The organism is Lysinibacillus sp. GbtcB16 (assembly GCF_019091145.1).
Classification (GTDB): Bacteria; Bacillota; Bacilli; order Bacillales_A; family Planococcaceae; genus Lysinibacillus; species Lysinibacillus fusiformis.
Window position 1 is genome coordinate 347,456 of record NZ_JAGXJV010000002.1, and the last position, 24,981, is coordinate 372,436.

The 24,981-nt window shown below is 39.8% G+C and carries 20 protein-coding genes and 2 other annotated features; of the genes, 17 read left to right on the forward strand and 3 right to left on the reverse strand.

Going from position 1 to position 24,981, the window contains the following annotated elements:
• Positions 1-68 precede the first annotated feature (68 nt).
• Positions 69-1,757, reverse strand: a complete 1,689-nt coding sequence (locus KVT27_RS13585) for a methyl-accepting chemotaxis protein (RefSeq protein ID WP_036119195.1) — start codon at positions 1,755-1,757, stop codon at positions 69-71.
• Between the two features lie 319 nt (positions 1,758-2,076).
• Positions 2,077-2,343 (forward strand) — a binding site (T-box leader).
• A 115-nt stretch (positions 2,344-2,458) separates the two neighbouring features.
• Here KVT27_RS13585 and KVT27_RS13590 point away from each other — a divergent pair.
• From KVT27_RS13590 to KVT27_RS13625, 8 genes are all read left to right on the forward strand, one after another.
• Complete coding sequence (locus tag KVT27_RS13590) at positions 2,459-3,829, forward strand: chorismate-binding protein (protein ID WP_217581466.1); 1,371 nt, start codon at positions 2,459-2,461, stop codon at positions 3,827-3,829.
• Positions 3,826-4,857, forward strand: a complete 1,032-nt coding sequence (gene trpD, locus KVT27_RS13595) for an anthranilate phosphoribosyltransferase (protein ID WP_036119189.1) — start codon at positions 3,826-3,828, stop codon at positions 4,855-4,857. Before KVT27_RS13590 ends, trpD begins: the two co-directional genes overlap by 4 nt.
• Complete coding sequence (gene trpC, locus KVT27_RS13600; protein ID WP_217581467.1) at positions 4,854-5,645, forward strand: indole-3-glycerol phosphate synthase TrpC; 792 nt, start codon at positions 4,854-4,856, stop codon at positions 5,643-5,645. The genes trpD and trpC overlap by 4 nt, the downstream gene beginning before the upstream one ends.
• A complete protein-coding gene (locus KVT27_RS13605; protein WP_217581468.1) occupies positions 5,642-6,256 on the forward strand; it encodes a phosphoribosylanthranilate isomerase in 615 nt (204 codons plus the stop codon). The genes trpC and KVT27_RS13605 overlap by 4 nt, the downstream gene beginning before the upstream one ends.
• Positions 6,256-7,467, forward strand: a complete 1,212-nt coding sequence (gene trpB / locus KVT27_RS13610; protein WP_036119179.1) for a tryptophan synthase subunit beta — start codon at positions 6,256-6,258, stop codon at positions 7,465-7,467. Before KVT27_RS13605 ends, trpB begins: the two co-directional genes overlap by 1 nt.
• On the forward strand, positions 7,464-8,258 hold the full coding sequence (trpA, locus tag KVT27_RS13615) for a tryptophan synthase subunit alpha (protein ID WP_150907089.1): 795 nt from the start codon (positions 7,464-7,466) through the stop codon (positions 8,256-8,258). Before trpB ends, trpA begins: the two co-directional genes overlap by 4 nt.
• A 136-nt stretch (positions 8,259-8,394) precedes the next feature.
• Positions 8,395-10,716, forward strand: a complete 2,322-nt coding sequence (gene recJ / locus KVT27_RS13620) for a single-stranded-DNA-specific exonuclease RecJ (protein ID WP_217581469.1) — start codon at positions 8,395-8,397, stop codon at positions 10,714-10,716.
• Between the two features lie 30 nt (positions 10,717-10,746).
• Entirely contained in the window at positions 10,747-11,259 is a 513-nt protein-coding gene (locus KVT27_RS13625) for an adenine phosphoribosyltransferase (protein WP_008181098.1), read from the forward strand.
• A gap of 36 nt (positions 11,260-11,295) precedes the next feature.
• On the opposite strand, the gene KVT27_RS13630 is transcribed toward KVT27_RS13625, so the two are convergent.
• Positions 11,296-11,754, reverse strand: a complete 459-nt coding sequence (locus KVT27_RS13630; protein ID WP_036149222.1) for a MarR family winged helix-turn-helix transcriptional regulator — start codon at positions 11,752-11,754, stop codon at positions 11,296-11,298.
• 193 nt (positions 11,755-11,947) lie between these two features.
• On the opposite strand from KVT27_RS13630, the gene KVT27_RS13635 reads away from it, so the two are divergent.
• The 8 genes from KVT27_RS13635 (at position 11,948) to KVT27_RS13670 (ending at position 21,437) form a co-directional block, all read left to right on the forward strand.
• The gene (locus tag KVT27_RS13635) at positions 11,948-13,207 is read left to right on the forward strand and encodes an MFS transporter (RefSeq protein WP_217581470.1); all 1,260 of its coding nucleotides are present in this window, start codon (positions 11,948-11,950) and stop codon (positions 13,205-13,207) included.
• 99 nt (positions 13,208-13,306) lie between these two features.
• The gene (locus tag KVT27_RS13640; protein WP_036119164.1) at positions 13,307-14,398 is read left to right on the forward strand and encodes a carbohydrate kinase; all 1,092 of its coding nucleotides are present in this window, start codon (positions 13,307-13,309) and stop codon (positions 14,396-14,398) included.
• A gap of 4 nt (positions 14,399-14,402) precedes the next feature.
• Entirely contained in the window at positions 14,403-15,317 is a 915-nt protein-coding gene (locus tag KVT27_RS13645; protein ID WP_025114648.1) for a pseudouridine-5'-phosphate glycosidase, read from the forward strand.
• A gap of 205 nt (positions 15,318-15,522) precedes the next feature.
• Positions 15,523-17,718: a RelA/SpoT family protein gene (locus KVT27_RS13650; protein WP_036119160.1), complete on the forward strand. Its 2,196-nt coding sequence runs from the start codon at positions 15,523-15,525 to the stop codon at positions 17,716-17,718.
• Between the two features lie 29 nt (positions 17,719-17,747).
• Positions 17,748-18,188: a D-aminoacyl-tRNA deacylase gene (gene dtd / locus KVT27_RS13655; protein ID WP_036119157.1), complete on the forward strand. Its 441-nt coding sequence runs from the start codon at positions 17,748-17,750 to the stop codon at positions 18,186-18,188.
• A gap of 72 nt (positions 18,189-18,260) precedes the next feature.
• Entirely contained in the window at positions 18,261-18,476 is a 216-nt protein-coding gene (locus KVT27_RS13660) for a DUF2642 domain-containing protein (RefSeq protein ID WP_036119154.1), read from the forward strand.
• Positions 18,477-18,534: 58 nt separating this feature from the next.
• Positions 18,535-19,890: a MarR family transcriptional regulator gene (locus KVT27_RS13665; RefSeq protein ID WP_036119151.1), complete on the forward strand. Its 1,356-nt coding sequence runs from the start codon at positions 18,535-18,537 to the stop codon at positions 19,888-19,890.
• A gap of 140 nt (positions 19,891-20,030) precedes the next feature.
• Complete coding sequence (locus KVT27_RS13670; protein WP_036119149.1) at positions 20,031-21,437, forward strand: YfcC family protein; 1,407 nt, start codon at positions 20,031-20,033, stop codon at positions 21,435-21,437.
• Between the two features lie 50 nt (positions 21,438-21,487).
• On the opposite strand, the gene KVT27_RS13675 is transcribed toward KVT27_RS13670, so the two are convergent.
• On the reverse strand, positions 21,488-23,068 hold the full coding sequence (locus KVT27_RS13675) for an N-acetylmuramoyl-L-alanine amidase family protein (protein ID WP_036119147.1): 1,581 nt from the start codon (positions 23,066-23,068) through the stop codon (positions 21,488-21,490).
• Positions 23,069-23,232: 164 nt separating this feature from the next.
• Positions 23,233-23,475: a binding site (T-box leader), on the forward strand.
• Positions 23,476-23,671: 196 nt separating this feature from the next.
• Between KVT27_RS13675 and hisS the strand changes: the two genes are divergently transcribed.
• A complete protein-coding gene (gene hisS, locus KVT27_RS13680) occupies positions 23,672-24,940 on the forward strand; it encodes a histidine--tRNA ligase (protein ID WP_036119144.1) in 1,269 nt (422 codons plus the stop codon).
• Positions 24,941-24,981: the final 41 nt, after the last annotated feature.

Genomic DNA, 24,981 nt, shown 5'->3' on the forward strand with positions numbered 1-24,981 from the left:
TTTCTATACCCTGCTTTTATGATGCAAAAAAATCTGCTGGCTTTCTAAAAAGCAGCAGATTTTCATTTTTATATTTTAAATTGTTGAAGTAATGTTTGTAGCTGCTGGGCATGTTGACTTAACTCCTCAGCGACCGCGTTCACTTGCTGCATTGTTGCGACTTGTTCATCAACAGACTCACCAATTATTTGTGAATTGCTCGCTGATTGATTTGACACACTAGCTATTTCCGTGACAGAGGCAGCAACCTGTTCAGCACTGGCGGAAATTTCTTCAGATGTAGCAGAGATTTCTTCAATTTGCTCAGTAAATGCAGTCACAGCTGATGTGATTGAGTAGAAAGCATCCCCTGCCTCGTGAATTTTATTTACCCCATCTTTTACAGAAGCCAGTCCATGATCGACGGCAACTGCAACATTGCGTGTATCTGTCAGAATTTCTTTTGTAATGGCAACTATTTGATTGGCAGACTGATTGGATTCCTCAGCAAGTTTACGTACTTCATCAGCTACTACTGCAAAGCCCTTACCGTGTTCCCCAGCTCTTGCTGCTTCAATTGCCGCATTTAATGCCAGTAAATTTGTTTGCTCTGAAATGGCCGTGATGACGGTTGTAATTTGTCCAATTTCTTCTGATTGTTTACTTAATTTTTCGGTTAATGTAGCAATTTCAGAGGTAGCCACAGAAATGATAGACATTTGTTCTTTCGCTATGGAAATAGTTGTTCCTCCTGTTTGTGCGAGCTGAGTCATACTTTCTGCATTGGAATGAAGGCTTAGTGTCGCTTCTGCAATGCGTTGGACACCGGCTGCTGTTTCGTCCATTGCTACAGCACTTTGCTGTGAAGCACTAGCGGATGAAACGATATGTGTTGAGTTTTCTTGAATTCGTTGGGCAATATCATCAGATGTTGCCGTCACTTCCTCCGTGCTAGCAGATAGCTCTTCAGAGACAGCTGATAGGTGGGAGGCACTATCTTGGATGTTTGACATTAATCCAGTTAGATTTTGCTTTAACGTATTGACGGCCACGGCTAGTGTACCAATTTCATCTTTTGATTGGTGAGTCAGCTCATCAATCGTTAAATCTCCTTGTGCTAATGTATCAGCCGCTCCAATAGCCTGACGCAATGGCTGGACAATCGACCTTTTAACAAAAAACATAAAGTATACGCCAATAACGACACTAGCCAATAGTAGCGTGATGGAAATAATAATTGCTCGTGCAACCGTTTGATTAACTTCAGCATCAACCTTTTGAAGCTGTTCATTATGATACTCTAACATTTCCTTCGTCAATTGAAAGATTTCCTTATTATCTTTTGTCACATCATTATTTATGTAAGAGAGTGCTAAATCTACATTTCCATTATTGAAGGCTTGGACCGCCTCTTCGGAATGAGTAAGTAAATCTTTTTGTAGTGCTGTGATTTGCTGCATGATATTTTTTGTGTAATCAGAACGAACAAGCGTAGAAAGTTCATTCACTGATTCTGGTAATAGCTTTTCATAGCGCTCTAAATTAGCTTTAGCTGTTTCATCCTTTTGATTTAGAATATAGGAACGTAAAAATAAACCTTGCGATGCGAGTTCTTGCTGGATTTTCACTGTTAATTGCATTTGAACTATACGATTTTGCAGCACTTCTTCTAGATCATTTTGCGTAGCTTTAAATTGAAGAAAGCTCACAATGCTTGAAATGAAGAGTAAACATGTTAATGAAATGAAGCCCAGATTTAGCTTTTTACGAACGGACATAGACGTTCCTACCTTCTTTTGTTATATAGAAAAAATAAAAGTTCTGAAATTACTATAACTTGATATTTTTACAAGGTCAATACTCAGAAAATTTTCAACAGTAGGAGTAGTATTTCCTTTTTGTGGGATTTAAAAAGGGTAATATACCTATATAAAAAGGTTCTGAAATCCATGTCAATCACTTGATTCTTCAAAATTCATTGACAATTATATTTGTTTGGCATAGAATTAAGGCTAACTTTTTGTTCGGTCAAGGTAGAAGGCTACGGGAGCGTGGTCAGCCTAAGAACAGATGAGCTGAGTTTAGATGAGAATAGCTGAGAAATTGTTGAATAAGAGTAGTAACATAAGTGTGCAATGTAGAGAGTCAGTGGCTGGTGAGAACTGATTTGTAGCTTATGTGAATGGACTTATGAGAGTCGCCTTTAAAAAAGCGAACGTGAATCCCCACGTTATAGGGAATGCTTGAACGATATATGGGCATAGCTATCTAAATGATTAGCTATGGACGTAGCAGGAGCAAGCATTAAAGTGAGAGCAGTATGCTCTAATATGAGGTGGCAACGCGGTCATGATCGTCCTCTGCAATTAGGAATAATCCTTTTTGCAGGGGATTTTTTTATTTTCATTCAACAGTGCAATTTTTCTTCATTCGTCTAGACATTAGCTAAAGGAATCTTTGAAAAAGGAGATTGAAAGCTATGCAAACCACGAGTTCAAGAACAAAAATGAAAACCATCAATGGCGATTCTTTAACACCGATTTTAATTTTTAGACGTTTACAAGGTAAGCATAAATTTATGCTGGAAAGTTCAGCCCAGCATGAGGGTGCGGAAAGGTTTTCCTTTATTGGTGCGAATCCAAGAAAAACATATAAAGGTGTCGGGCAAGAAATTCAGGAGTATTCCTACCGAACAGGAAAAACCTATGTCCATAAAGGTGAGCTCTTTGCTCTACTGAAAAGACTCATGCCACGCATTTCCAATACGACTGAATTTCCGTTCTCTGGTGGTGCCGTTGGTTATATAGGTCATGGAGGAACATCGATGCTGCCAACCGATGCAAAGGATCTCCCTGATGTTCATTTTCATGTCTATGAAACAATCATTATGTTTGACCATGTAACGGATGAAGTGACACTGATTCATACAAATATAGATGTGGAAAAACAAGAGCCTGACTTGGAGGATTTAGCCCAACAGTTGTTACAGGGGCATGCAAGTGAAGAAGCAACTTACAAGTATCAAACGCTTGATACTTCTACACAAGATCAATTTACAAAAGCTCTACAAAATATTCAACGTAATTTACAAGGGGAAATGACAAGAGTCGTATTACCGAAGCGCTATATGGCAAAGTTTCAAGGAGACGCTTTTTCGTTATATAGACAGCTCCGTAAAAAAAAGCCAGCAGCTTATATGTATTATGTAGAATTTGAAGATTATGTAGTTTTTGGAACTTCTCCTGACAGTCTAATACGAGTAACAGGAGATCGAGTAATTGCAACCCCAACAGAGGGAACATACCCACGGGGAGGAACAAAAAGCGACGACTTAGAAAATGAACGAAAACTATTCAATCATCTAGAGATTAGAAAATCACATGCCGTCCTTGTGAGCGCAGTGCAGCAAGAGCTACAGTCTGTTTGTTTTCGAGATTCCATTCAGGTAATTGATGCTATGCGTATTGAGAGATCGAAGCAAGCTTTACACATGACTTCTAGAATAGAGGGACGTCTGTTGCCGATGCTTCACGCCCTTGATGTATTAGCAGCAATGCTACCACCACATTCAACTACAGGGATACCTAAGGAACAGGCAACCCATTACTTAGAAAAATGGCATCAACCTGCGGGTATTTTTGGCGGAGCTCTCGGCTTCATTGGTTTTAATGGGCAGTTGGATTTTGCTTTAGCTGGGCAATCCATTGTGGTGCAACAGACAATTATGCATAGGCAATCGACCATTGCGGTTACAAAATATACGGACGTATTAAGTGTTTTACAGCAGGTGGAAGAGGAAGAACGAGCATATTTACAGTTATTGGCGAATAATGGAGGGCAAAACGAATGAAACATTTACAGCGGAAAGTGTTGCAAGGGGAGCATTTATTGTATGAAGAAATGCTGGAGGTGGCGCAATGGATATTTCAGGATGACACCCCTAAAGATGAAATCGCAAGCTTTTTAACAGCCCTATCTATAAAGGGGGAGACGGCTCATGAAGTAGCGGCATTAGCAACAACTATGCGGTCATTTGCCCGCCATGTCCCCGTAAAAGAGGGGGATTATATGGATAATTGCGGTACTGGTGGTGATGGTCTTCATACTTTTAATATCAGCACTGCCTCTGCTTTCGTGCTAGCAGGAGCTGGTGTTGAAATCGCCAAGCATGGAAATCGTAAAATTTCGTCTTCCTCTGGCAGCTCGGACGTTTTAGAGGCATTAGGCATTCATACAGATATGACAATTCCACAAACTGTAGAGCTATTGGAGAAAGAGGGCATTGCTTTTTTATATGCACCGAATGTCCATCCTAAACTAAGAAGGATTGGGGAGGTGCGACGTTCACTGGGTCGACCAACCATCTTTAATCTAGTGGGCCCTTTAACAAATCCTGTAACCCTTTCAACACAATTTACAGGCATTAATCGTCCCCATTTTGTCATGGAGTATGCTTCTGTTCTACAAATGCTAGGACGAGAGCGTGCCATTGTAGTATCAGGTCCTCAAGGGCTAGATGAGGCTTCCTTAGCAGGGCAAAATACATTGGTTTTACTAGATAAAGGAGATTTGATTCCATTCTCATTGAGCGCAGAGGATGTCGGGCTTCGCTCGGCACCATTAGAGGCCATTCGCGGTGGCAATGCTGATGAAAATGCGGTAATTATGAAAAATTTATTGGCTGGGGAGCAGAGTGCCTACTTAGATACGGTATTGTTAAATGCCGGTATCGGATTATTCGGTCATGGTCAGGCAGAAACGATTAAAGAGGGTGTGGCTATGGCGAAAGACAGTATTAGTAGTGGGCGAGCCCTACAAAAATTAGCAACGGTTGTAGCTTATAGTGATCAATTAAAAGGAGTGGAGGTTGGACAATGAATATTCTTCAAAAAATACTTCAGCAAAAGAGGATAGAGGTAGGAGCATTATTAGAGCAGCCTGATCCTTTAGCAAATTTTTCAGAACAGCAACGCCCTTCGTTATTCCAATCATTACGGCAAGCAAACACATTGCAAGTGATTGCTGAAATGAAACGTGCTTCGCCTTCCAAAGGGTTAATTGCTGGTGGTGCTGACCCGGTTGCCCAAGCAAAAGTGTATGCTCAGGCAGGGGCAGCAGCTATTTCTGTATTAACGGACAAGGAATTTTTTAAAGGTTCCTTTGAAGATTTAGCTGCAGTTGCTCGTGCAGTGGATAAGCCACTTCTTTGTAAAGATTTTATGGTGGATCGAGTGCAAATTCGATTTGCGAAGGCTGCTGGTGCATCAATTATTTTATTGATCGTGGCAGCATTGACGGATGAAGCTTTACGTGATTTATATAGCTATGCAACGAGCTTAGGCTTAGAGGTTTTAGTGGAAGTACATGATAGTGAGGAGCTCAAACGGGCCCTTGCAGTCGATGCAAAATTGATTGGCGTTAATAATCGAGATTTACGTACTTTTGAGGTCAATTTACAGCGAACAAAGGAGATTGCAGAAGCCTTTCCGTTTGATGAGGAACATCTATTAATTAGTGAAAGTGGTATTTGGTCGCAAGACGATGCAAAACAAGTGGCGGCTATGGGCGCTAGTGGCGTTCTTGTTGGAGAAGCATTAATGCGGAGCGAAGATGTAGGGCTAGCACTCAGACGTTTACAAGTTCAAACCGAGGAGACTTCAGTATGACAAAAGTTAAAATTTGTGGATTACAAGAAGTAGAACATATCCAAACAGCAATTCATGCGGGTGCAGATGCTGTGGGCTTTGTTTTTGCACCAAGTAAACGCCGTGTATCTATTGAAGAAGCACAGCTGTTAGCAAAGCAAGTGCCACAAGGTGTTTTGAAAATTGGTGTCTTTGTCAATCCAACTCCTGCTGAATTACAGGAAGCGGTTGAGCGAGTGCCTTTAGATTACGTGCAATACCATGGAGAGGAAACAGCAGCTTTCATTGCAGAACAAGGTTATCCGGCTATAAAAGCATTATCTATACGGACAAAAGTGGACGTGCAAGCCGCTGCTGATTATCAGGTGGACTATTATTTATTCGATGCCCCTGGGACTGATTTTAAAGGTGGAAGTGGTCAAACTTTTGACTGGACTTTACTCGATGAAGTGGGAATTCCACGGGAAAGGTTAATACTAGCTGGTGGATTGAAGGCGGAAAATATTGAAGGAGCCATTACAGATGTAGACCCTCACATGGTGGATGTATCCAGTGGTGTAGAAACAGATGGCATAAAGGATCATAAAAAAATACGGACATTTTTACAAATGGCAAAGAGGGGGCATAGATAATGACAATTTCGATAGCCAATAGTGTACCAACAAAGGATGGGCGGTTCGGCCAATTTGGTGGGCGGTTTGTACCCGAAACATTAATGACAGCCTTGCTAGAATTAGAGACTGCCTATGAGGAAGCAATAAAAGATGCAGCGTTTACAGAGGAGCTATCCTATTATTTAAAGGACTATGTGGGACGTGAAACCCCGCTTTATTTAGCAGAAAATTTAACAAAGAAGCTTGGTGGAGCGAAAATCTATTTAAAGCGTGAAGACTTAAATCATACAGGTGCCCATAAAATCAATAACGCGATCGGCCAGGCCCTTCTTGCCAAACGAATGGGGAAAAAGAAAATTGTTGCGGAGACAGGAGCAGGGCAACATGGAGTAGCAACGGCTACCGCTTGCGCCTTATTAAATCTTGAATGTGTAGTTTTTATGGGCGAAGAAGATATCAAACGTCAGCAGTTAAATGTTTTCCGTATGGAGCTACTTGGCACGAAGGTTCAGTCTGTGGAAAGCGGGTCAAAAACTTTAAAGGATGCTGTAAATGCTGCTTTGCGCTACTGGGTGACAAATGTAGAGGATACGCATTATATTTTAGGCTCTGCGTTAGGCCCACATCCATTTCCAAAAATTGTTCGGGACTTTCAGCGAATTATCGGGGTAGAAACAAGGGCACAAATTTTGCAAAAGGAAGGTCGTTTACCAGATGCAGTTGTAGCTTGTATTGGTGGCGGTAGTAATGCAATTGGCATGTTTCATCCATTCGTTGACGATGAATCAGTTGCCTTATATGGTGTAGAGGCAGCGGGAAGTGGTCTTGAAACGGGGCGGCATGCTGCAGCCATTGCAGGTGGACAATTGGGTGTATTACATGGTGCATACATGTATTTATTACAAGATGAAAATGGCTTTGTTCAAGAAGCGCACTCTATTTCAGCAGGATTAGACTATCCAGGAAAAGGGCCGGAACATTGTTATTTACATGAGATGGGTCGAGCGCAATTTGACTCTATCACAGATGCTGAAGCATTAGAAGGCTTACAATTATTAAGTCGAACAGAGGGCATACTTCCCGCACTGGAAAGTTCCCACGCTATTGCTTATACAGCGAAGCTTGCTAAAACTATGCCGAGTGACAGCATTATTGTGGTGTGCTTATCTGGCCGAGGGGATAAAGATGTACACACGGTTCGTGCGGCACTAGGAGGGGATCTGAAATGACGACTTTACAACAGGCGATTGACCAGACAACGACTGCAGGACATAAGGCTTTTATACCGTATATGATGGCAGGCGATGGGGGATTAGAAACAATCAAGCCAACGATTATAAAGCTACAGCAGCTGGGTGTAACAGCTATTGAGGTAGGCATTCCCTTTACGGACCCTGTTGCAGATGGTCCAACAATTGAACGGGCTGGAGAACGTGCATTAGCGGCGGGTGTAACGTTGAAGAAAGTATTACAAACTCTCGCTTCATTTAAAGAAGAAATAACTGTCCCATTAGTTATCATGACTTATTTTAATCCAGTATTAGCATATGGCTTAGAGGCTTTTGCTCAAGCTTGTGTAGCTGGAGGAGTCAAAGGAATAATCGTACCCGATGTGCCATTAGAGGAAAGCGGGATTTTACGAGAAGCCTTAAATCCACATAGCATTGATGTCATCCAGCTTGTATCATTAACAAGTCCTCCTGAACGAATTGCTCGTATTGCTGCTGCAAGCCAAGGATTTGTTTACGCAGTCACTGTCAATGGAATTACGGGGGAACGGTCCAATTTTGCTACTAATTTAGAACAACATTTTGCAAGCTTGCGTCAGGTAAGTCCAATCCCAGTACTAGCAGGATTTGGCATTTCAACGCCAGAGCAAGTGAAAAGTATGGGGATGTTGGGAGATGGGGTCATCGTTGGAAGTGCCGTTGTGACAGCCTTACATGAAGGCAGGATGGCAGCAATAGAAGCATTAATAGCCGCTTCAAAAGGCATTTACGAAAAGTCTACTCTTTACTAGAGTGGGCTTTTTTGCTGTGTAGTGGATAGCATGCCGAAGCAGAGACATAGCCTTACTTGGATAAAACTATCAATCTTACGGATAGTGCGTATCGTGTAGAATTTCGGTATAATAGCTTTCGTAAGGAAGTGAGAAAATGATTCTATCGAAAAAAAGATGGCAAGTGGAGCGCCCAGACGTAAAACTTGTACAAGCATTACAAAATGACTTACAACTTTCTGCGATTGCAGCAAAAATATTAGCAGCGCGAGGCTGTGAAACAACAGCTGATGCAGAAAGCTTATTAAATATGACAGAAGCCAATGTCCATGAACCTTTTCTCATGCACGGTATGACGGAAGCAGTGGCACGCATTGAGCAAGCTCTTGATAATGGAGAGAAAATTTTAGTCTATGGCGATTATGATGCCGATGGTGTGACAAGCACGACGGTCATGCTAAATGTTCTATTAGATCTTGGTGCTGATGTATCGTTTAAAATACCGAATCGTTTTATTCATGGTTATGGGCCACATGAGGCTCTTTTCCGGGAAGCGTATGAGGAGGGTGTGCAGTTAATTATCACTGTGGATAATGGGATTTCAGGGATTGAACCTATTCGTGTAGCGAAGGAGCTTGGGCTGGATGTCATTGTGACCGATCACCATGAGCCAGGGGAGGAATTACCACCAGCAGATATCATTTTACACCCACGTTTACCAGAAGGGCATTATCCTTTTGGAGAGCTTGCTGGCGTAGGTGTAGCTTTTAAGCTTGCACATGCTCTATACGGAGAACTACCAACTCATTTATTAGAATATGTTGCGATTGGCACGGTGGCTGATTTGGTGCCATTGGTGGATGAAAATCGTTATCTCGTTAAACGAGGGATAGAGGAAATGCGTCGTTCTCTTAGTCCATGGGTACAAGCCATGTGTGATATTGCGAGTACGGAGCAAGCGAAAATTAATGAGGAAACGATTGGCTTTTATTTTGGTCCACGCTTTAATGCAGTAGGTCGTCTCGGTGATGCATCGCCAGGTGTCGAATTATTAATGGCAGAGGATAGCGCAAAGGCAACAGCATTGGCCAAACAGCTAAATGCCTGCAATACCGAGCGTAAGGATATTGTCAAAAGTATAACGGATGAAGCCATTGCCCTAATTGAAGCAGATGAGAAAATTAGCGATTCTTTAGTCCTTGTTGTAGCAGGAGAAGGCTGGAATGCAGGGGTTGTAGGAATCGTTGCTTCACGTCTTGTTGAACAATATTATCGTCCGACGATTGTCCTTTCACTTGACCCTGATAAAGGTACAGCAAAAGGCTCTGCACGAAGCATTGAAGGCTTCCATTTATATAATGAATTGGCCAAAAACCGTGATATTTTACCTCATTTTGGGGGGCATCCGATGGCAGCGGGGATGACTTTATCAATTGAGCATGTGGATGAACTACGGTCACGCTTGGATACACAGGCAAGAGCATGTTTAACAGAAGAGCAGTTAACACCTGTGGTCCATATTGATATTCCTCTAAGCCTAGATGAAATTTCTGCAGATGCTATTGAAGAAATATCAACACTTGGCCCGTTTGGTACCGATTTTCCGAAGCCAGTTTATGTGCTTGAGGATGTTGAAATATCTTCGATGCGAAAAATTGGAGCAGCTGAGAACCATATAAAAATGGAATTAACGAATGGCTATGACAAATTAGATAGTGTTGGTTTCCATAAGGGCCATTTACATGATGAATTAACGTATGGCATAAAAGTGTCCTTTATTGGTGATTTGCAAATTAACGAGTGGCAGGGTCGTAAAAAAGCTCAATTTATGATTGAAGATGTTCAAACCACTGAATGGCAGCTTTTTGATATTCGTGGTATTCGTCAAACGGCTCGCTGGCTCAATACAGTGCCAAAGGAAGAGGCGACATTTATTGCCTTCCGTCCAACAACAATGACCTATTATCAATCGTTAATTGATGTTCCTATAATAGTCGTTGATCCTACTCTTTCAAACATCGGACAAAGTGAATATATTGTCCTTTTAGATTTGCCTGAAAACATTCAAAAGCTAGAAGAGGTTTTACAGAAGACGGCCTCTTCACGCATCTATGCACATTTTTATATGCCAGATTCACAATACTTTAATGTTTTACCTACCCGTGAGCAATTTGCATGGTATTATAAATTCTTGAAAAATCGACCAGCATTTCCACTTGATATGCATGTAGCAGACATAGCTAAGCATACTGGATGGCCATTAGAAACATTAAAATTTATGACACAGGTGTTTTTTGAGCTTGATTTTGTTAAAATGGAGAGTGGACTGACGACTGTCAACGTAGATGCTCCAAAACAAGCATTGACCGAGGCACCGTCGTACAAACAACGTTCAGAACAGATTGAAATGGAGCAAATGCTTGTTTATGCTCCTTATATAGAATTAAAACAATGGTTTGATGAACGAATACATGACTAGACGAAAACGTTTCGTAGGAGGAGCAATAAAATGGATTTAAAGCAATACGTTACAACGGTTGAAAACTGGCCGAAAGAGGGTATTACATTCAGAGATATTACTACAATTATGGATCATGGACCAGCATACAAATATGCAACAGATCAAATTGTAGAATATGCAAAAGAACTAGGCGCAGAAATTGTAGTGGGTCCTGAAGCACGTGGTTTTATTATTGGATGCCCAGTTGCCTATGCCCTTGAAATCGGCTTTGCACCAGTTCGCAAACCGGGTAAATTACCACGTGAGGTTATTAGTGCAGACTATGGTCTTGAATATGGCAAAGATACATTAACTATGCATAATGATGCGATTAAGCCTGGTCAAAAGGTACTAATCTGTGATGATTTACTAGCAACAGGCGGTACGGTAGAAGCCACTGTTCGTCTAGTGGAACAATTAGGTGGTCAAGTAGTAGGTTGTGCCTTCTTAATTGAACTTTTAGAATTAAATGGTCGTGACAAGCTGGGCGACTTAAATATTAAAACTCTTATTCAATATTAAGAGCATAGAAAAAAGCGCCATCACATGGGCGCTTTTTTATTGTTCATCGTAGGACTGAATGATCTTTTGCATTGTTCGCAAAGTATCATAGAAATCAGCATATTTTTCAACACCAATATCATCAATGATTTGATCTTGAATCGTTTGCCAAATGGGTGCAGCCTCATGCAGCTTTTCTAACCCTTTTTCAGTGAGCATTATATTTTTAGTGCGAGCGTCCTGTGGATCACGCTTTAACTCGACGTAGCCATATTGCTTTAATAGATTGATATTACGTGTCACGGTCGTTTGGTCGAGCAATAAAATTTCACCTAAACGACTAATGGAAACAGCTTGTTGAAGGTCGATGTGTGCCAGCATAGAATATTGAGTCACTTTTAAACCGGTAGGCTGAAGTAATTTATCATATAACTGCGTCACGACCCTTGTTTTTTTTCGAAGGTTCGCACAAACACATATTTGTGTGTAATCGATAGTATTCTGTTGATTTTTCATGGTCAGTACTCCTTTGAGGGGATTCTACTAATTTTAAGTATACACCTAAACGCGAAAAAATACTTATTGACAGCTATCTAATGGAATGGTTACTATCATTATACATGTATATACATATAAATGGACGAATATACTCTAAAACATGTATATACATGCTTTTAGAGTGACTCTGACAAGAAAAGTAGGTGGAATAATGAAGCGGATTCATTACAGTTGGTTTATTTTAGTGGTCACGTTTTTCTCCATTATTGTTGCTGGAATTACGATGTCATCATCGGGTGTGTTTATTGATCCTTTAGAAAGGGAGTTTCAATGGGATCGGTCGACGATTGGGCTAGCATTTGCCGTCAGCTTATTTTTATATGGCATCTCTGGACCATTTATGGCGGCTTTGCTTGAAGTGATAGGTTTAAAAAAAATGATGATAAGTGCTATGTCGACATTAGTGTTAGGCATGTCTTTAACATTTTTTATGAATCAATCATGGCAATTAATCATTATTTGGGGTGGAATTATTGGTCTCGGTGCAAGCCTCTTTTTAACGGTGCTCAGTCCTTATGTAGCCAATCATTGGTTCGTCAAAAGAAGAGGGTTGGCAGTAGGGATTTTAACGGCTAGTACAGCCACGGGTCAGCTTATTTTATTGCCAGTGCTTGCTATTATCATTGACCACTATTCATGGAGATGGGCAATCGGCTTTATTCTACTTTTGAGTATAGTGATGTTAATCATGATTGCTATTTTTATCAAAAACAAACCGCAGGATTTGGGCTTAACACCTTATGGACAGGATGAGCTATTTGAAAATCCCGATGTGCAGCTCAAGAAAAATCCAATTAGTATGGCCTTCAATGGCTTATTAGAAGCGGTTAAAGTCAAAACATTTTGGCTGTTAGCAGGGAGCTTTTTCATTTGCGGTCTTTCCACGAGTGGTTTAATCGGTACTCATTTTGTCTCTTATTGCATTAGCTTTGGTATTCCATTAGTAACCGCTGCATCGCTCCTTTCTTTTATGGGTGTGTTTAATTTACTAGGTACTACTGCATCTGGTTGGCTATCAGATCGCTTTGATAATCGTTGGTTATTATTTTGGTATTATCTATTAAGAGGAGCTTCCCTCCTTTTACTCCCATATGCTTTGGCACAGGGCTCCTTTGTATTATTAACTATTTTTACTATCTTTTATGGCCTTGATTGGATTGCAACAGTGCCACCTACGATTAGTATTGCCCGACAAACTTTTGGCGTACAAAAGAGTAGTATTATTTACGGATGGATTTTTGCCTCTCATCAAGCGGGAGCGGCAGTCGCTGCATATGGTGGTGGGTTGATTTATAAATTTTTCAATTCCTATACATGGGCTTTTTTTCTTGCAGGGGCTTTTTGTGCATTGGCGAGCCTATTCGTTATCATAGTCAAAAAACAAACTTCTCAGCAAGCACAAACGAACTAAACATGAAAAGTTGAACCTCTGTATGATAGGTTCAACTTTTTTTTGACAAAACTCAAACAAAAGTTTATAATGTAAACAAATATAATAAAAGGTGATGCTATGAATGAAAGAGAACAGGCGGTGCTTGCTTTAATTCGCCAAAATCCGTTTATGTCTCAGCAAGAGATGGCGGATGCCATGAATTTATCTCGTCCCGTACTTGCTAATTTAGTGTCTAGTTTAACGAAGGAAGGAAAAATAGTAGGTCGAGCTTATATTTTACCCGAGGCAAATGAAATTATTTGTATCGGTGGAGCTAACTTAGACCGAAAATTCCATGTGAAGGGCAATGTTCAATTTGGAACATCTAACCCTGCTAGTTCTTCCTTTAGTGTAGGTGGTGTCGGTCGAAATATTGCTGAAAATTTAGGCCGATTAAACCATCAAGTGACATTGCTCACAACAGCTGGTAAAGATGCGGATTGGCAAGTAATCCAAGATGCTTCAGAATCGTTTATGAATCTACGATATGTGGAGCAGTTACCAGAAGCTTCAACTGGTTCTTATACGGCCATTATGGATGAGCAAGGCGAGCTAGCACTAGCTGTAGCCAATATGGAAGTATATGACTTATTATTGCCTAACTTGTTAAAAAAGCATGAAACGATGCTTGTGAACGCTGGCTGCTTTATTTTGGACTTAAATTGTCCGAAAGAAACAGTGGCTTATATCCAGCAAGTAGCTATTGCTCGCGATATCCCACTGGTCATTGTGCCAGTATCCTCGCCTAAAATGAATCGACTACCTGAAACATTACAAGGCGTAACATGGTTTATTTGTAACACGGATGAAGCAGAAACAATTGTAGGACATACAATTGAAAACGTGAGTCATTATGAAAAAGCATTAGAACAGCTCCTACAATTAGGTGCTGAGCATGTAATTATCACAGCTGGCAGTAAGGGCGTATATGCGGCTTCAACAACAATTGCGCCTTGTCATTTTGCTGCCAAAGTAATTGATAAGATTGAAGATGTGACAGGTGCTGGAGATGCCTTTGTTAGTGCTGTTATTCACGGCTGGCTGACAGGACAATCCTTTGCGGCATGTCTTGATGCAGGGTTAACCAATGCAAAAAATACCTTAGCATCTCCCTATACAGTGAGACCTGAATTATCTGTAGATTTGTTAAAAAGTGAAATGGAGGAATAACAACATGAAAGAATTTATCGTATTATCAGAAGAAGTAAAAGCAGGACAAGCAAAGGGCTTACCAATCGTGGCTTTAGAATCAACGATTATTTCACACGGGATGCCATACCCACAAAACGTACAAACTGCTCGTGAAGTTGAGCAAATTATTCGCGATAATGGTGCCGTACCTGCAACAATTGCATTAATTGATGGGAAAATTAAAATTGGTTTATCAGATGAAGAGCTTGAAATGTTCGGTAATGCACAAGGTGTTGCTAAAGCTTCACGCCGTGACCTAGGCTACTTACTTGCTACAAAAAAACTTGGAGCTACAACAGTTGCAGCTACAATGATCTGTGCAGAGCTAGCAGGCATTGAAATCTTTGTAACAGGTGGTATTGGTGGTGTTCACCGTGGTGCTGAAACGACAATGGATGTTTCTGCTGACTTAGAAGAATTAGCACAAACAAATGTTGCTGTCATTTGTGCGGGTGCAAAATCTATTTTAGATATCGGCCTTACATTAGAATATCTTGAAACAAAAGGTGTACCTGTAGTTGGTTATGGTACGGATGAATTACCTGCATTCTACACACGTCAAAGTGGATTTGATGTAAACTTCCAACTTGATACACCACAAGAAATTGCAGAAATGCTAAGTGCGAAATGGGCATTAGGTTTAAAAGGTGGAGCTGTTATTGCTAACCCAATCCCTGAAGCTGAAGCTTTAGAGCATGCGTTTATTACGAATATAATTGAAAAAGCTTTAGCTGAAGCTGAAGAAAATGGTATTCAAGGTAAAAACGTGACACCATTCTTACTAGGTAAAGTAAAAGAATTAACAGAAGGTAAAAGCCTTGATGCCAACATTGCATTAGTGAAAAACAATGCAGTAGTGGGCGCGAAAATTGCTGTAGCTTTCAATCAATTACACTAATTCTCTTGTCGAAACAAAGACTCTTTGTGACATAACGTCGCAGAGGGTCTTTTTTATTAAAAAGAAGAATATTTTTTCCAATTTTACTGCTGTTCACGAGATTAACTAAACTAAATGACACAGTCTCTTTACAATGGGCTACAAAATTTTATACAATTAAGTTTATATCTAATCTGAAAAATTTGACGAGCAAGGTGGACATGTTATGGCGAAAGAGCAAATTTTGACTCCTGAGGACGTTTTTGAGTTAGTCAAATCCTACATGAATGATGAAAATGTCGCATTCGTGAAAAAAGCATATGAATTAGCAAGGGATGCCCATATTGAGCAATTCCGTAGCTCTGGTGAACCGTATATTATTCACCCAGTACAAGTAGCGGGTATTCTAGCTGAATTACAAATGGACCCAGAAACTGTAGCGGCAGGTTTTTTACATGATGTTGTCGAAGATACAGATTTTACGCGGGATGATTTGGTACGGGAATTTGGCGAAGAAGTAGCAGTACTCGTGGACGGAGTTACAAAATTAGGGAAAATTAAATATTTATCTAAAGAGGCGCAGCAAGCAGAAAATCATCGAAAAATGTTTGTAGCCATGGCGCAGGACATCCGTGTCATTTTAATAAAGCTAGCAGACCGTCTTCACAATATGCGTACGCTAAAGCATTTGCCTGCCGAAAAGCAGAGACGTATTTCGAAAGAAACATTAGAAATTTTTGCACCGCTTGCACATCGTCTTGGAATATCGACTGTCAAATGGGAGCTTGAAGATACAGCACTTCGCTATTTAAACCCACAGCAATATTATCGTATTGTCAGTTTGATGAAGAAAAAGCGAGATGAGCGTGAGGCATATTTAGACAATGTGATGGCTGAAATGAAATCACAGCTGAATGAAGTGGAAATTGATGCAGATGTATATGGACGTCCAAAGCATATTTACAGTATTTATCGAAAAATGGTGCTACAAAAGAAACAGTTTAATGAAATTTATGATTTGTTAGCCATTCGTGTATTGGTCGATAGTATTAAAGATTGCTATGCCGTATTAGGGATTGTGCATACGTTGTGGAAGCCAATGCCAGGTCGTTTTAAAGATTATATTGCTATGCCAAAACAAAATCTATATCAATCTTTACACACAACCGTTATTGGCCCGTATGGGGATCCATTAGAGGTACAGATTCGTACAAAGGAAATGCATAAGATTGCTGAGTACGGGATTGCGGCACACTGGGCGTATAAAGAGGGTAGGAAGGTTGACCATCAAAAGCAAAATGTCGACCAAAAATTAACATGGTTCCGTGAAATATTAGAATTCCAAAATGAGTCTTCCAACGCGGAAGAGTTTATGGAATCCTTAAAATTTGATCTGTTTTCTGATATGGTGTACGTCTTTACTCCTGAAGGTGATGTCATTGAATTACCTGCTGGTTCAGTACCAATCGATTTCGCCTATCGTGTCCATTCTGAGGTCGGAAATCGTACAATAGGGGCGAAAATTAATGGCAAAATGGTGCCGCTTGATACACCGTTGAAAACGGGCGACATCATTGAAATTTTAACATCTAAGCAATCCTTTGGACCAAGTCGAGATTGGCTGAAAATAGCACAATCCTCACAGGCAAAAAATAAAATAAAGCAATTTTTCAAACGTCATTTACGCGAGGAAAATATTGTCAAAGGTAAAGAGATGATTGAAAAGGAAATCCGTGCACAGGATTTCGATTTAAAGGAAACAATGTCAGCTGAAAATCTAAAACGAGTATGCGATAAGTTTAATTATACGAATGAAGAGGACTTATATGCAGCTGTTGGTGTGAGCGGAATAACGGCACAACAGGTTGTGAATCGCTTAGCTGAAAAACGCCGAAAAGAGCGTGAACAGGAAGAAGCCTTAGAAAAAATCGAACAAAAAATGAAAAATCCGATCCCACAAAAACGTACGGAATCAGGTGTCATTGTGAAGGGCATTGATAATATGCTCATTCGACTTTCGCGCTGCTGTACGCCTGTTCCAGGAGATGACATTGTTGGCTTTATTACAAAAGGTCGTGGTGTATCCGTGCATCGTGCAGACTGTCCTAATATTCAAATTGAGGATGAGCAGGAGCGTTTAATTGAAGTCGAGTGGGAGCATGGTGTCATCCCTGAGAAAAAGGAATACCCAGTGGATATTGAGGTTTCTGCTTTTGATCGACCTGGTATTTTAAATGAGATTATGCAAATTGTTAGTGAAACTAAAACAAATATTTTAGCGGTAAGTGGCCGTGCTGATCGTGAAAAAATGGCCACAATTCATTTAACAATCTCTATTTCAAATATTTCGCATTTGCATAAGGTTGTGGAGCGAATTAAACAAACACCTGATATTTATTCGGTGCAACGCGTTATCAATTAAGCAATAGTTAGAATTGGGGTTATGGACGTATGAAGGTAGTATTACAGCGTAGTAAAACAGCTTCTGTAACAGTTGACGGAACTGTCACAGGAGCCATCGATAGTGGCTATGTTCTTCTAGTTGGTATTACACATGAAGATACGCAGGAAGATGTTGAATACTTAGCGAAAAAAGTAGCCAATTTACGCCTTTGGGAAGATGCTGATGGAAAAATGAATCATTCTATTTTAGAGCATGGTGGCGCTATTTTATCCGTCTCGCAATTTACGTTATATGGGGATGCAAAAAAAGGGAATCGTCCAAGTTTCACAAGTGCTGCCAGACCAGAAGTAGCAGAGCCGCTGTGGGAAGCTTTTAATCAAGCATTACGGGAACACAGTTTGCATGTGGAGACAGGCATTTTTGGTGCAATGATGGATGTTGCACTTATTAATGATGGACCAGTAACAATACTTCTAGAGTCAAAATAAATGGTACATTTCCTATCATTCCTTCATATACTAAAGAGTATGGTTAGTTTTATAGGAGGGAGTGTCAAGAACATGGCGCAGATAGGAAGTATATCCAATCCATATTTATACGAAACTCTTAAAATGATGGTTGGTCAGGCTATTGTAGTGCAAACAGAAAAAAATATTCAACAAGGTATTTTATTATCAATATTACCTGACCATATTATTTTAGAGATTAGTCGTACACCATTCTTCATACAGTTGGAGGAAATTGTGTGGGTTACATTGGAAACAACCAAAAAATGAGTATGTGTGAACCTTCGATGATGGAAGGTTCTTTTTTTATATATTTACGTTATAATGAATGAGCTTAATTATTAGAATATTTGATTTATTAGAGAGGTTGAAAATTATGCAAACAGTAGCGATTTTAGGTTCTTTGTTTTTTTGGAATAATATAAAGGAGCATTTCGCAGTATTTCCTCACGTACAATTTATTCATTTTCCATATACGCATCCTGAACAGTGTGTGGATTTTATTGAAGAAGCTGCATCTCAATCGGATATTGTATTATTTGCTGGCTCCATTCCCTATTACTATTGCTATGAAAAAATAAAGGCATCATCTATACAAGCGACATATCTTCCTTTTGATGAATTGACTTTAGCCCTTTCGCTATTATCCCTACACCATCATGAACGAGTAGAATTGAGCGAATTATCGATAGATTTGCCTAAAATGAGTAGCTTTTATCAAGTGATGAAGGAGGCAGGAATTGCATCTACTGATGTACATGTAAAAGATTATGCATTGGTCCATGAAAAACCTGAAAAAATAGCAAATTTAAATATGGCTGATTATGTTCAATATCATAAGGAGTTATACGAGTCTGGAAAGACTAAATTAGCTCTAACTAGCCTTCATGCTGTTTTTATAGAACTTGAACAATTAGGGATACCTGCGAAGTATATGGTCGAAAGCAAACAAACGTTTACAGCGGCGGTTACTAGAGCCCTAGATGCGTATCATCATAAATTATTGGCGTCCTCGCAAATTGCCGTTGTCTCTATTCATTGCCAAGAAAATTTATTACACCTTCATCCAGTATTTCAAAGTAAGTTAGAAACATTAAGCGCTCGTTTGCATGCAAAGGTCATGCCAGCACAGCAGGAGCCTTATTTAATTATTTCAACAAGAGGGGTAATTGAAAAGCTTGAACCTTCTTATTTACGCTCGCTAAAAGAACAATATGAACAACAATTTGGCACTATTTTCAGAGTGGGTGTTGGCTATGGCTATTCTTTACATGAGGCGGAGGCCCATTCATCACAGGCTTTGTTTTTTACAACCAAATATAGCGAGACTTCTACGATAATGTGCTTGGTGGATGAACAGAATCGATTACATGGACCATTATTTGAAAATAATAATAAAGTAGCCTTAAGTAGCAATAATAGACATATTTTAGAGATTGCTGAAAAAGTGAAAATGAGTGCTAAAAATATTAACGTTATGAAGCAATTCATGTTGGTAACGAATAATCGCCCCTTTTCCGCTGCTGAATTAGCAGACTATATGAATCTGTCACGTAGATCTGCTGAGCGCATTATTAATCGTTTAATTGAACAGAACTATTTTACGTTGGCAGGGGAGGAGCACCCTTATCATCAAGGCCGTCCTAGAAAGCTTTATAAGGCAACGACAAAATGGGAAATCTGAAATAATAGAAAATTAATACTTTACAATAAATTTGAACTAATGTATATTTATTTTCAATTAACGACATATAGCGACAAAGCAGAAAGGGGGCTTTGATAGAGTTTGCTAGTGTCAAAATCTATCAATAGGTTGGTGATATTTTGGAAAATGAACAGCGTGTAAAAAAGAAGAGTTGGCTGAAAGTACCTCATACATATACGATTATTTTTGCTATTATTTTTCTAGCAGGTATTGCAAGCTATATTATTCCAGCAGGTGAGTTTGACCGAGTAGAAGATCCAGAAGGACGTATGCTCGTTGTGGATGGTAGCTATCATCATATTGACAGTAATCCAGTTTCCATTTTTGAAATGTTTACAGCAGTACCGATGGGCCTTGAAAAAGGTGCTCAAATTATCTTCTATATTTTCTTAGTTAGTGGTGTATTTGGCATTATTCGTTCGACAGGTGCTATCGAAGCTGGTGTTTATAAAGGTGTAAAAGCATTAGAGGGTAGAGAAAAGCTCTTAATTCCACTTTCTATGATTCTATTCTCTGTTGGTGGTTTTACAATGGGGATGGCGGAAGAAACGATTATTTTCGTACCAATTGGTGTAGCAATCGCTCGTGCTATGGGCTTTGATGCAGTAACAGGAACTGCCATGATTACACTAGGAGCAGCCAGTGGATTTTTTGGGGGAATGCTAAATCCCTTTACGGTTGGCGTTGCGCAATCATTAGCAGATGTACCTTTATTCTCGGGGATTGGTTTCCGTGCAGTTGTCTATATTTTTGTATTAAGTTTTGCTATCTTCTATGTGTCTCGCTATGCTTTTAAGGTGAAAAAGAACCCGCAGGCAAGTGTGATTTATGAGATTGAACAACAGGCTAAATCCAATGTATCTGCGATTGATATTCCTTCATTAACAGGAAAACATAAGCTAGTCTTTATTGTAATGGCATGTGGCATTGGATTTAATATTTATGGTGTTTTTAATTGGGATTGGTTTTTAACACAATTAACGGCTTCATTTTTAATTATGGGCTTAATTGCTGGCCTAATTGGCGGTTTAAAACCTGGCACTATTTTCGACTCCTTTATTGATGGGGCAAAGGCTGTAACATTCGGTGCTCTCATCGTAGGTTTTGCCCGTGCTATTACAGTCGTTTTAGAGCAAGGGAAAATCATAGATACGATTGTTTATGCAGCATCAGAGACAATCGGACATTTACCGCATGCTATTAGTGCAATCGGTATGCTGTTTATTCAAGCCCTGTTAAATTTATTTATTTCATCTGGTAGTGGACAGGCGGCAGCAACTATGCCAATTATGATTCCGATTACTGATTTATTAGGATTAGAACGACAAGTAGCAGTCTTAGCATTCCAGTATGGAGATTCATTAACAAACTCCATTATTCCTACTTCATCTGCATTAATGGCTTATTTAGCCGTAGCAGGTATTCCATATGAAAAGTGGATTAAATTCATTTGGAAGATGATTCTTGGCTGGGCATTGATTGCATGTGTAGCATTAATAGCTGCAGTAGCATTAGGTATTTCTTAAAACATGAAAAAAGCTGTGGAAAATGATGATCATTCCACAGCTTTTTTGTATTATTCTTCATTCGCATTAAAGTAATTTAAGATGCCTTGATAAATACCAAGAGTAGCCTGTTCACGGAATTTAGCCGTGGTGATGGCACGCTCTTCACTAGCATTACTTAAGTAACCCAGCTCAATAAGCACGGCTCTTTGTCGATTCTCACGTAGTACTAAATAGTTGCCTTGTTGGGTTCCACGATCTCTCAAATCAATTTTACTCGAAAGTCCATCATGTATTGCCTCTGCAAGCCCTTTTTGATTACTATTCATATAATAGGATGTGAAGCCGTTAATAGAGCTATCATCGGTAGCATCATAATGAAGACTAATAAAAGCGTCTGCCTCATACTGATGGGCAATCGAGACACGCTTCCGCAATGCCACATACTCGTCAGACTCTCTTGTCATAACAACATTGGCACCCGCTGCACTTAGCTTAGAAGCAAGGAGAGTAGCTGTTTTCAAAGTAATCCCTTTTTCTTCTGTTCCACGTTGACCTGTTGTTCCATGGTCATTGCCTCCATGCCCAGCATCTACAACAATGGTTAATCCATTTAATGTTCCCTTTTTACGAGGCTCTTGTTGATCCTTTTGTGGGATAGAAGTTTTATTGGAGCTCGTTGTAACAACCCAATTCGCAACAAACGCTGTTTCTTTGTCTAATTGAATTTCGTAAAAATCATTTTTTACGCCGACAATAGGGTAGGTTTTACCAGCGTCTACTCGCTCCACAACTTCAGCAGCAGTTGACGCATCAGTTCGTAAGTTTGTCCCATTATAAATAATAGTAACGGATTCTAAATCTTTTGAAGAGGACGATTTAGATGTGCTCTTTACTTTATTTGAAAAAGTGCCGTAAAAACTATAAACCCATCCAGCTTTTTTATCATTATACTGAATTTGTACCCAATTGTGCTCATGTGCAAGGACCTTGTAAGCCTGTCCCTTTGTCACTGTGCCAATTTTTTTTGCATTCAAATCAGGTTTTTTACGAACATTCAGTGCATCCACCAATATAGTAAAGGTTGTATCTTTATTAATAGGTGTAGTGGTTGTAGATACTTCTACAGAATCCTCTTTTGGCTCTTTTTCTTTTTTAGGACTGTCATTAATCGTCACATAATCCTTAGAAACCCAACCGGATAGTCCATTCCAATCAATTTTTGCCCATTCATTATTTTCCTCCAGGAGGTTTGCTTGGTTGCCCGTAGAAAGCTGTCCAAGAACAGCTGAAGAAATATCTGGATCAGTGCGAATATTTAAACGGTCAACCTGTGAAATAACAGTTTTATCAATGGTTTTTTGAGTGCTTGTAGAGGTAGTTAGCCAGGATGCTACCCAGCCTTCATAGCTACCTGCTTTTACCTGTATCCAATCACCTTCACGAGCGATCGATGTTAAAGGATCACCTTCATCTAAAGTCGTAATAATTGGATAAGACAATCCAGGACCCTCACGTAAATGAAGAATCGTGCCTGATACTTTTAGATCACTCGTATCAGCGGAAGCATTTTGAATAAAGTTCTTATTTGGAATCGCAATTGTTACTATTAGTACGAAGATGATAATACTATGTAAAATTTTTGTCCTCATCAGATTCCTCCTATTCCTTGTGCTATTTTACCATGCTTTTGTATAAAAATTCGTGGTAAAAAGGTAATGGAATTTGTTATTTTCGTTACTGTCTTATGAAAAATACAAAAATAGTTGACATTGGGTTAGCTAGTGACTAACATAAAGGGTAATCGAAAAATGATTAATCGCTTATGACCAAGCAAGTAGCGTGTACCTCTATTGGAACAGAGAAGGAAAGACTTAGGCTGCAATCTTTCCTACAAAAATGTATAACGTGAATAACACTTGAGAGGCTTTTTTCTGAAAAGCAGTGCTTAGTAGGAAAAAACGGAATCGGCCGTTATCCGATTACGAGGAGGACACATGTAAAAATTTGTGTCAACTAGGGTGGAACCGCGGAAGCTTATACAGCTCTCGTCCCTTGCATAGGCAAGGTGACGGGAGCTTTTTGTGTTGTCTAAAAACATGGAATGCTAGTAATGAGGCAGTTTACTTAATATGAGAATGTCCGCCACTTACGTTGGAGGAGGGTCAGATGGAGCCTCGCTCAACATAAGTAGAACCCGCCTAGTCTCGATGAAAATGGCTCAATCATAGGCAATCAATATAGGAGGGAATTACATGAGTTTTAAAGTGCCAAGAGGGACACAAGATATTTTGCCAGGTCAATCTGAAAAATGGCAGAAGGTTGAAGCAATTATTCGTGATATTTGTCGCGTTTATCGCTACAACGAAATTCGCACACCGATTTTCGAGCAGACTGATTTATTTGCACGTGGTGTAGGGGAAACAACGGATGTTGTTCAAAAAGAAATGTATACATTTGAGGATCGTGGAGGTCGTTCACTAACACTACGTCCTGAAAATACAGCTGGTGTTGTACGTGCGTATGTGGAACATAAAATGTTTGGCGCTCCAGATCAACCTGTTAAGCTGTCTTATTTAGGACCGATGTTCCGCTATGAGCGTCAACAAGCTGGTCGTTATCGCCAATTTGTTCAATTTGGTGTAGAGGCAATTGGCTCAGCAGATCCTGCAATTGATGCAGAAGTCATTGCGCTTGCAATGGATGTCTATGAATCAGCGGGCTTACAGGATTTAAAATTAGTGATCAATTCACTAGGTGATAAAGAAACACGTGATACGCACCGTACAGCTTTATTACAACATTTTGAGCCACATATTCATGAATTTTGCTCAGATTGCCAAAATCGTTTACAAAAGAACCCATTGCGTATTTTAGATTGTAAGGTGGATCGTGAGCACCCATTAATGAAAACAGCTCCTGCATTAACAGAGTTCCTTACAGAGGAATCGGCTGCTTATTTTGCTCAAGTGAAATCATATTTAGATACTCTTGGCATTACGTATGAGGTTGATCCAAACCTTGTAAGAGGACTGGATTATTACAACCATACGACATTCGAAATTATGTCAACGGCATCTGGCTTCGGAGCTATTACAACACTTTGTGGTGGTGGACGATACAATGGTCTAGTGCAAGAAATTGGCGGTCCAGATGTACCTGGTATTGGTTTCGCTTTAAGTATTGAACGTTTGTTATTAGCGCTTGAAGCAGAAGGTGTTGAATTAGATACGGCTTCAGGATTAGACGTTTATATTATTGCCATGGGCGATGAGGCAAAGCAAAAGGCGGTAGAGTTAACTAGTACTTTCCGTGCAAAGGGCCTTGCAACAGAGATGGATTATTTAGATCGTAAAATGAAAGCCCAAATGAAATCAGCCGACCGTCTAGGGGCCAAGTATACAATTGTTCTTGGTGAAACAGAGCTTGAAGAGCAAGCAGCTGCCGTAAAACATATGGAATCTGGTGAGCAGCACAAGGTTGCATTTTCAGAGTTAGTCAATTATTTATCGCAACAATCCTAAACAAAGATATGGCATTTCTCGTTAAATGCTACATAAATTGA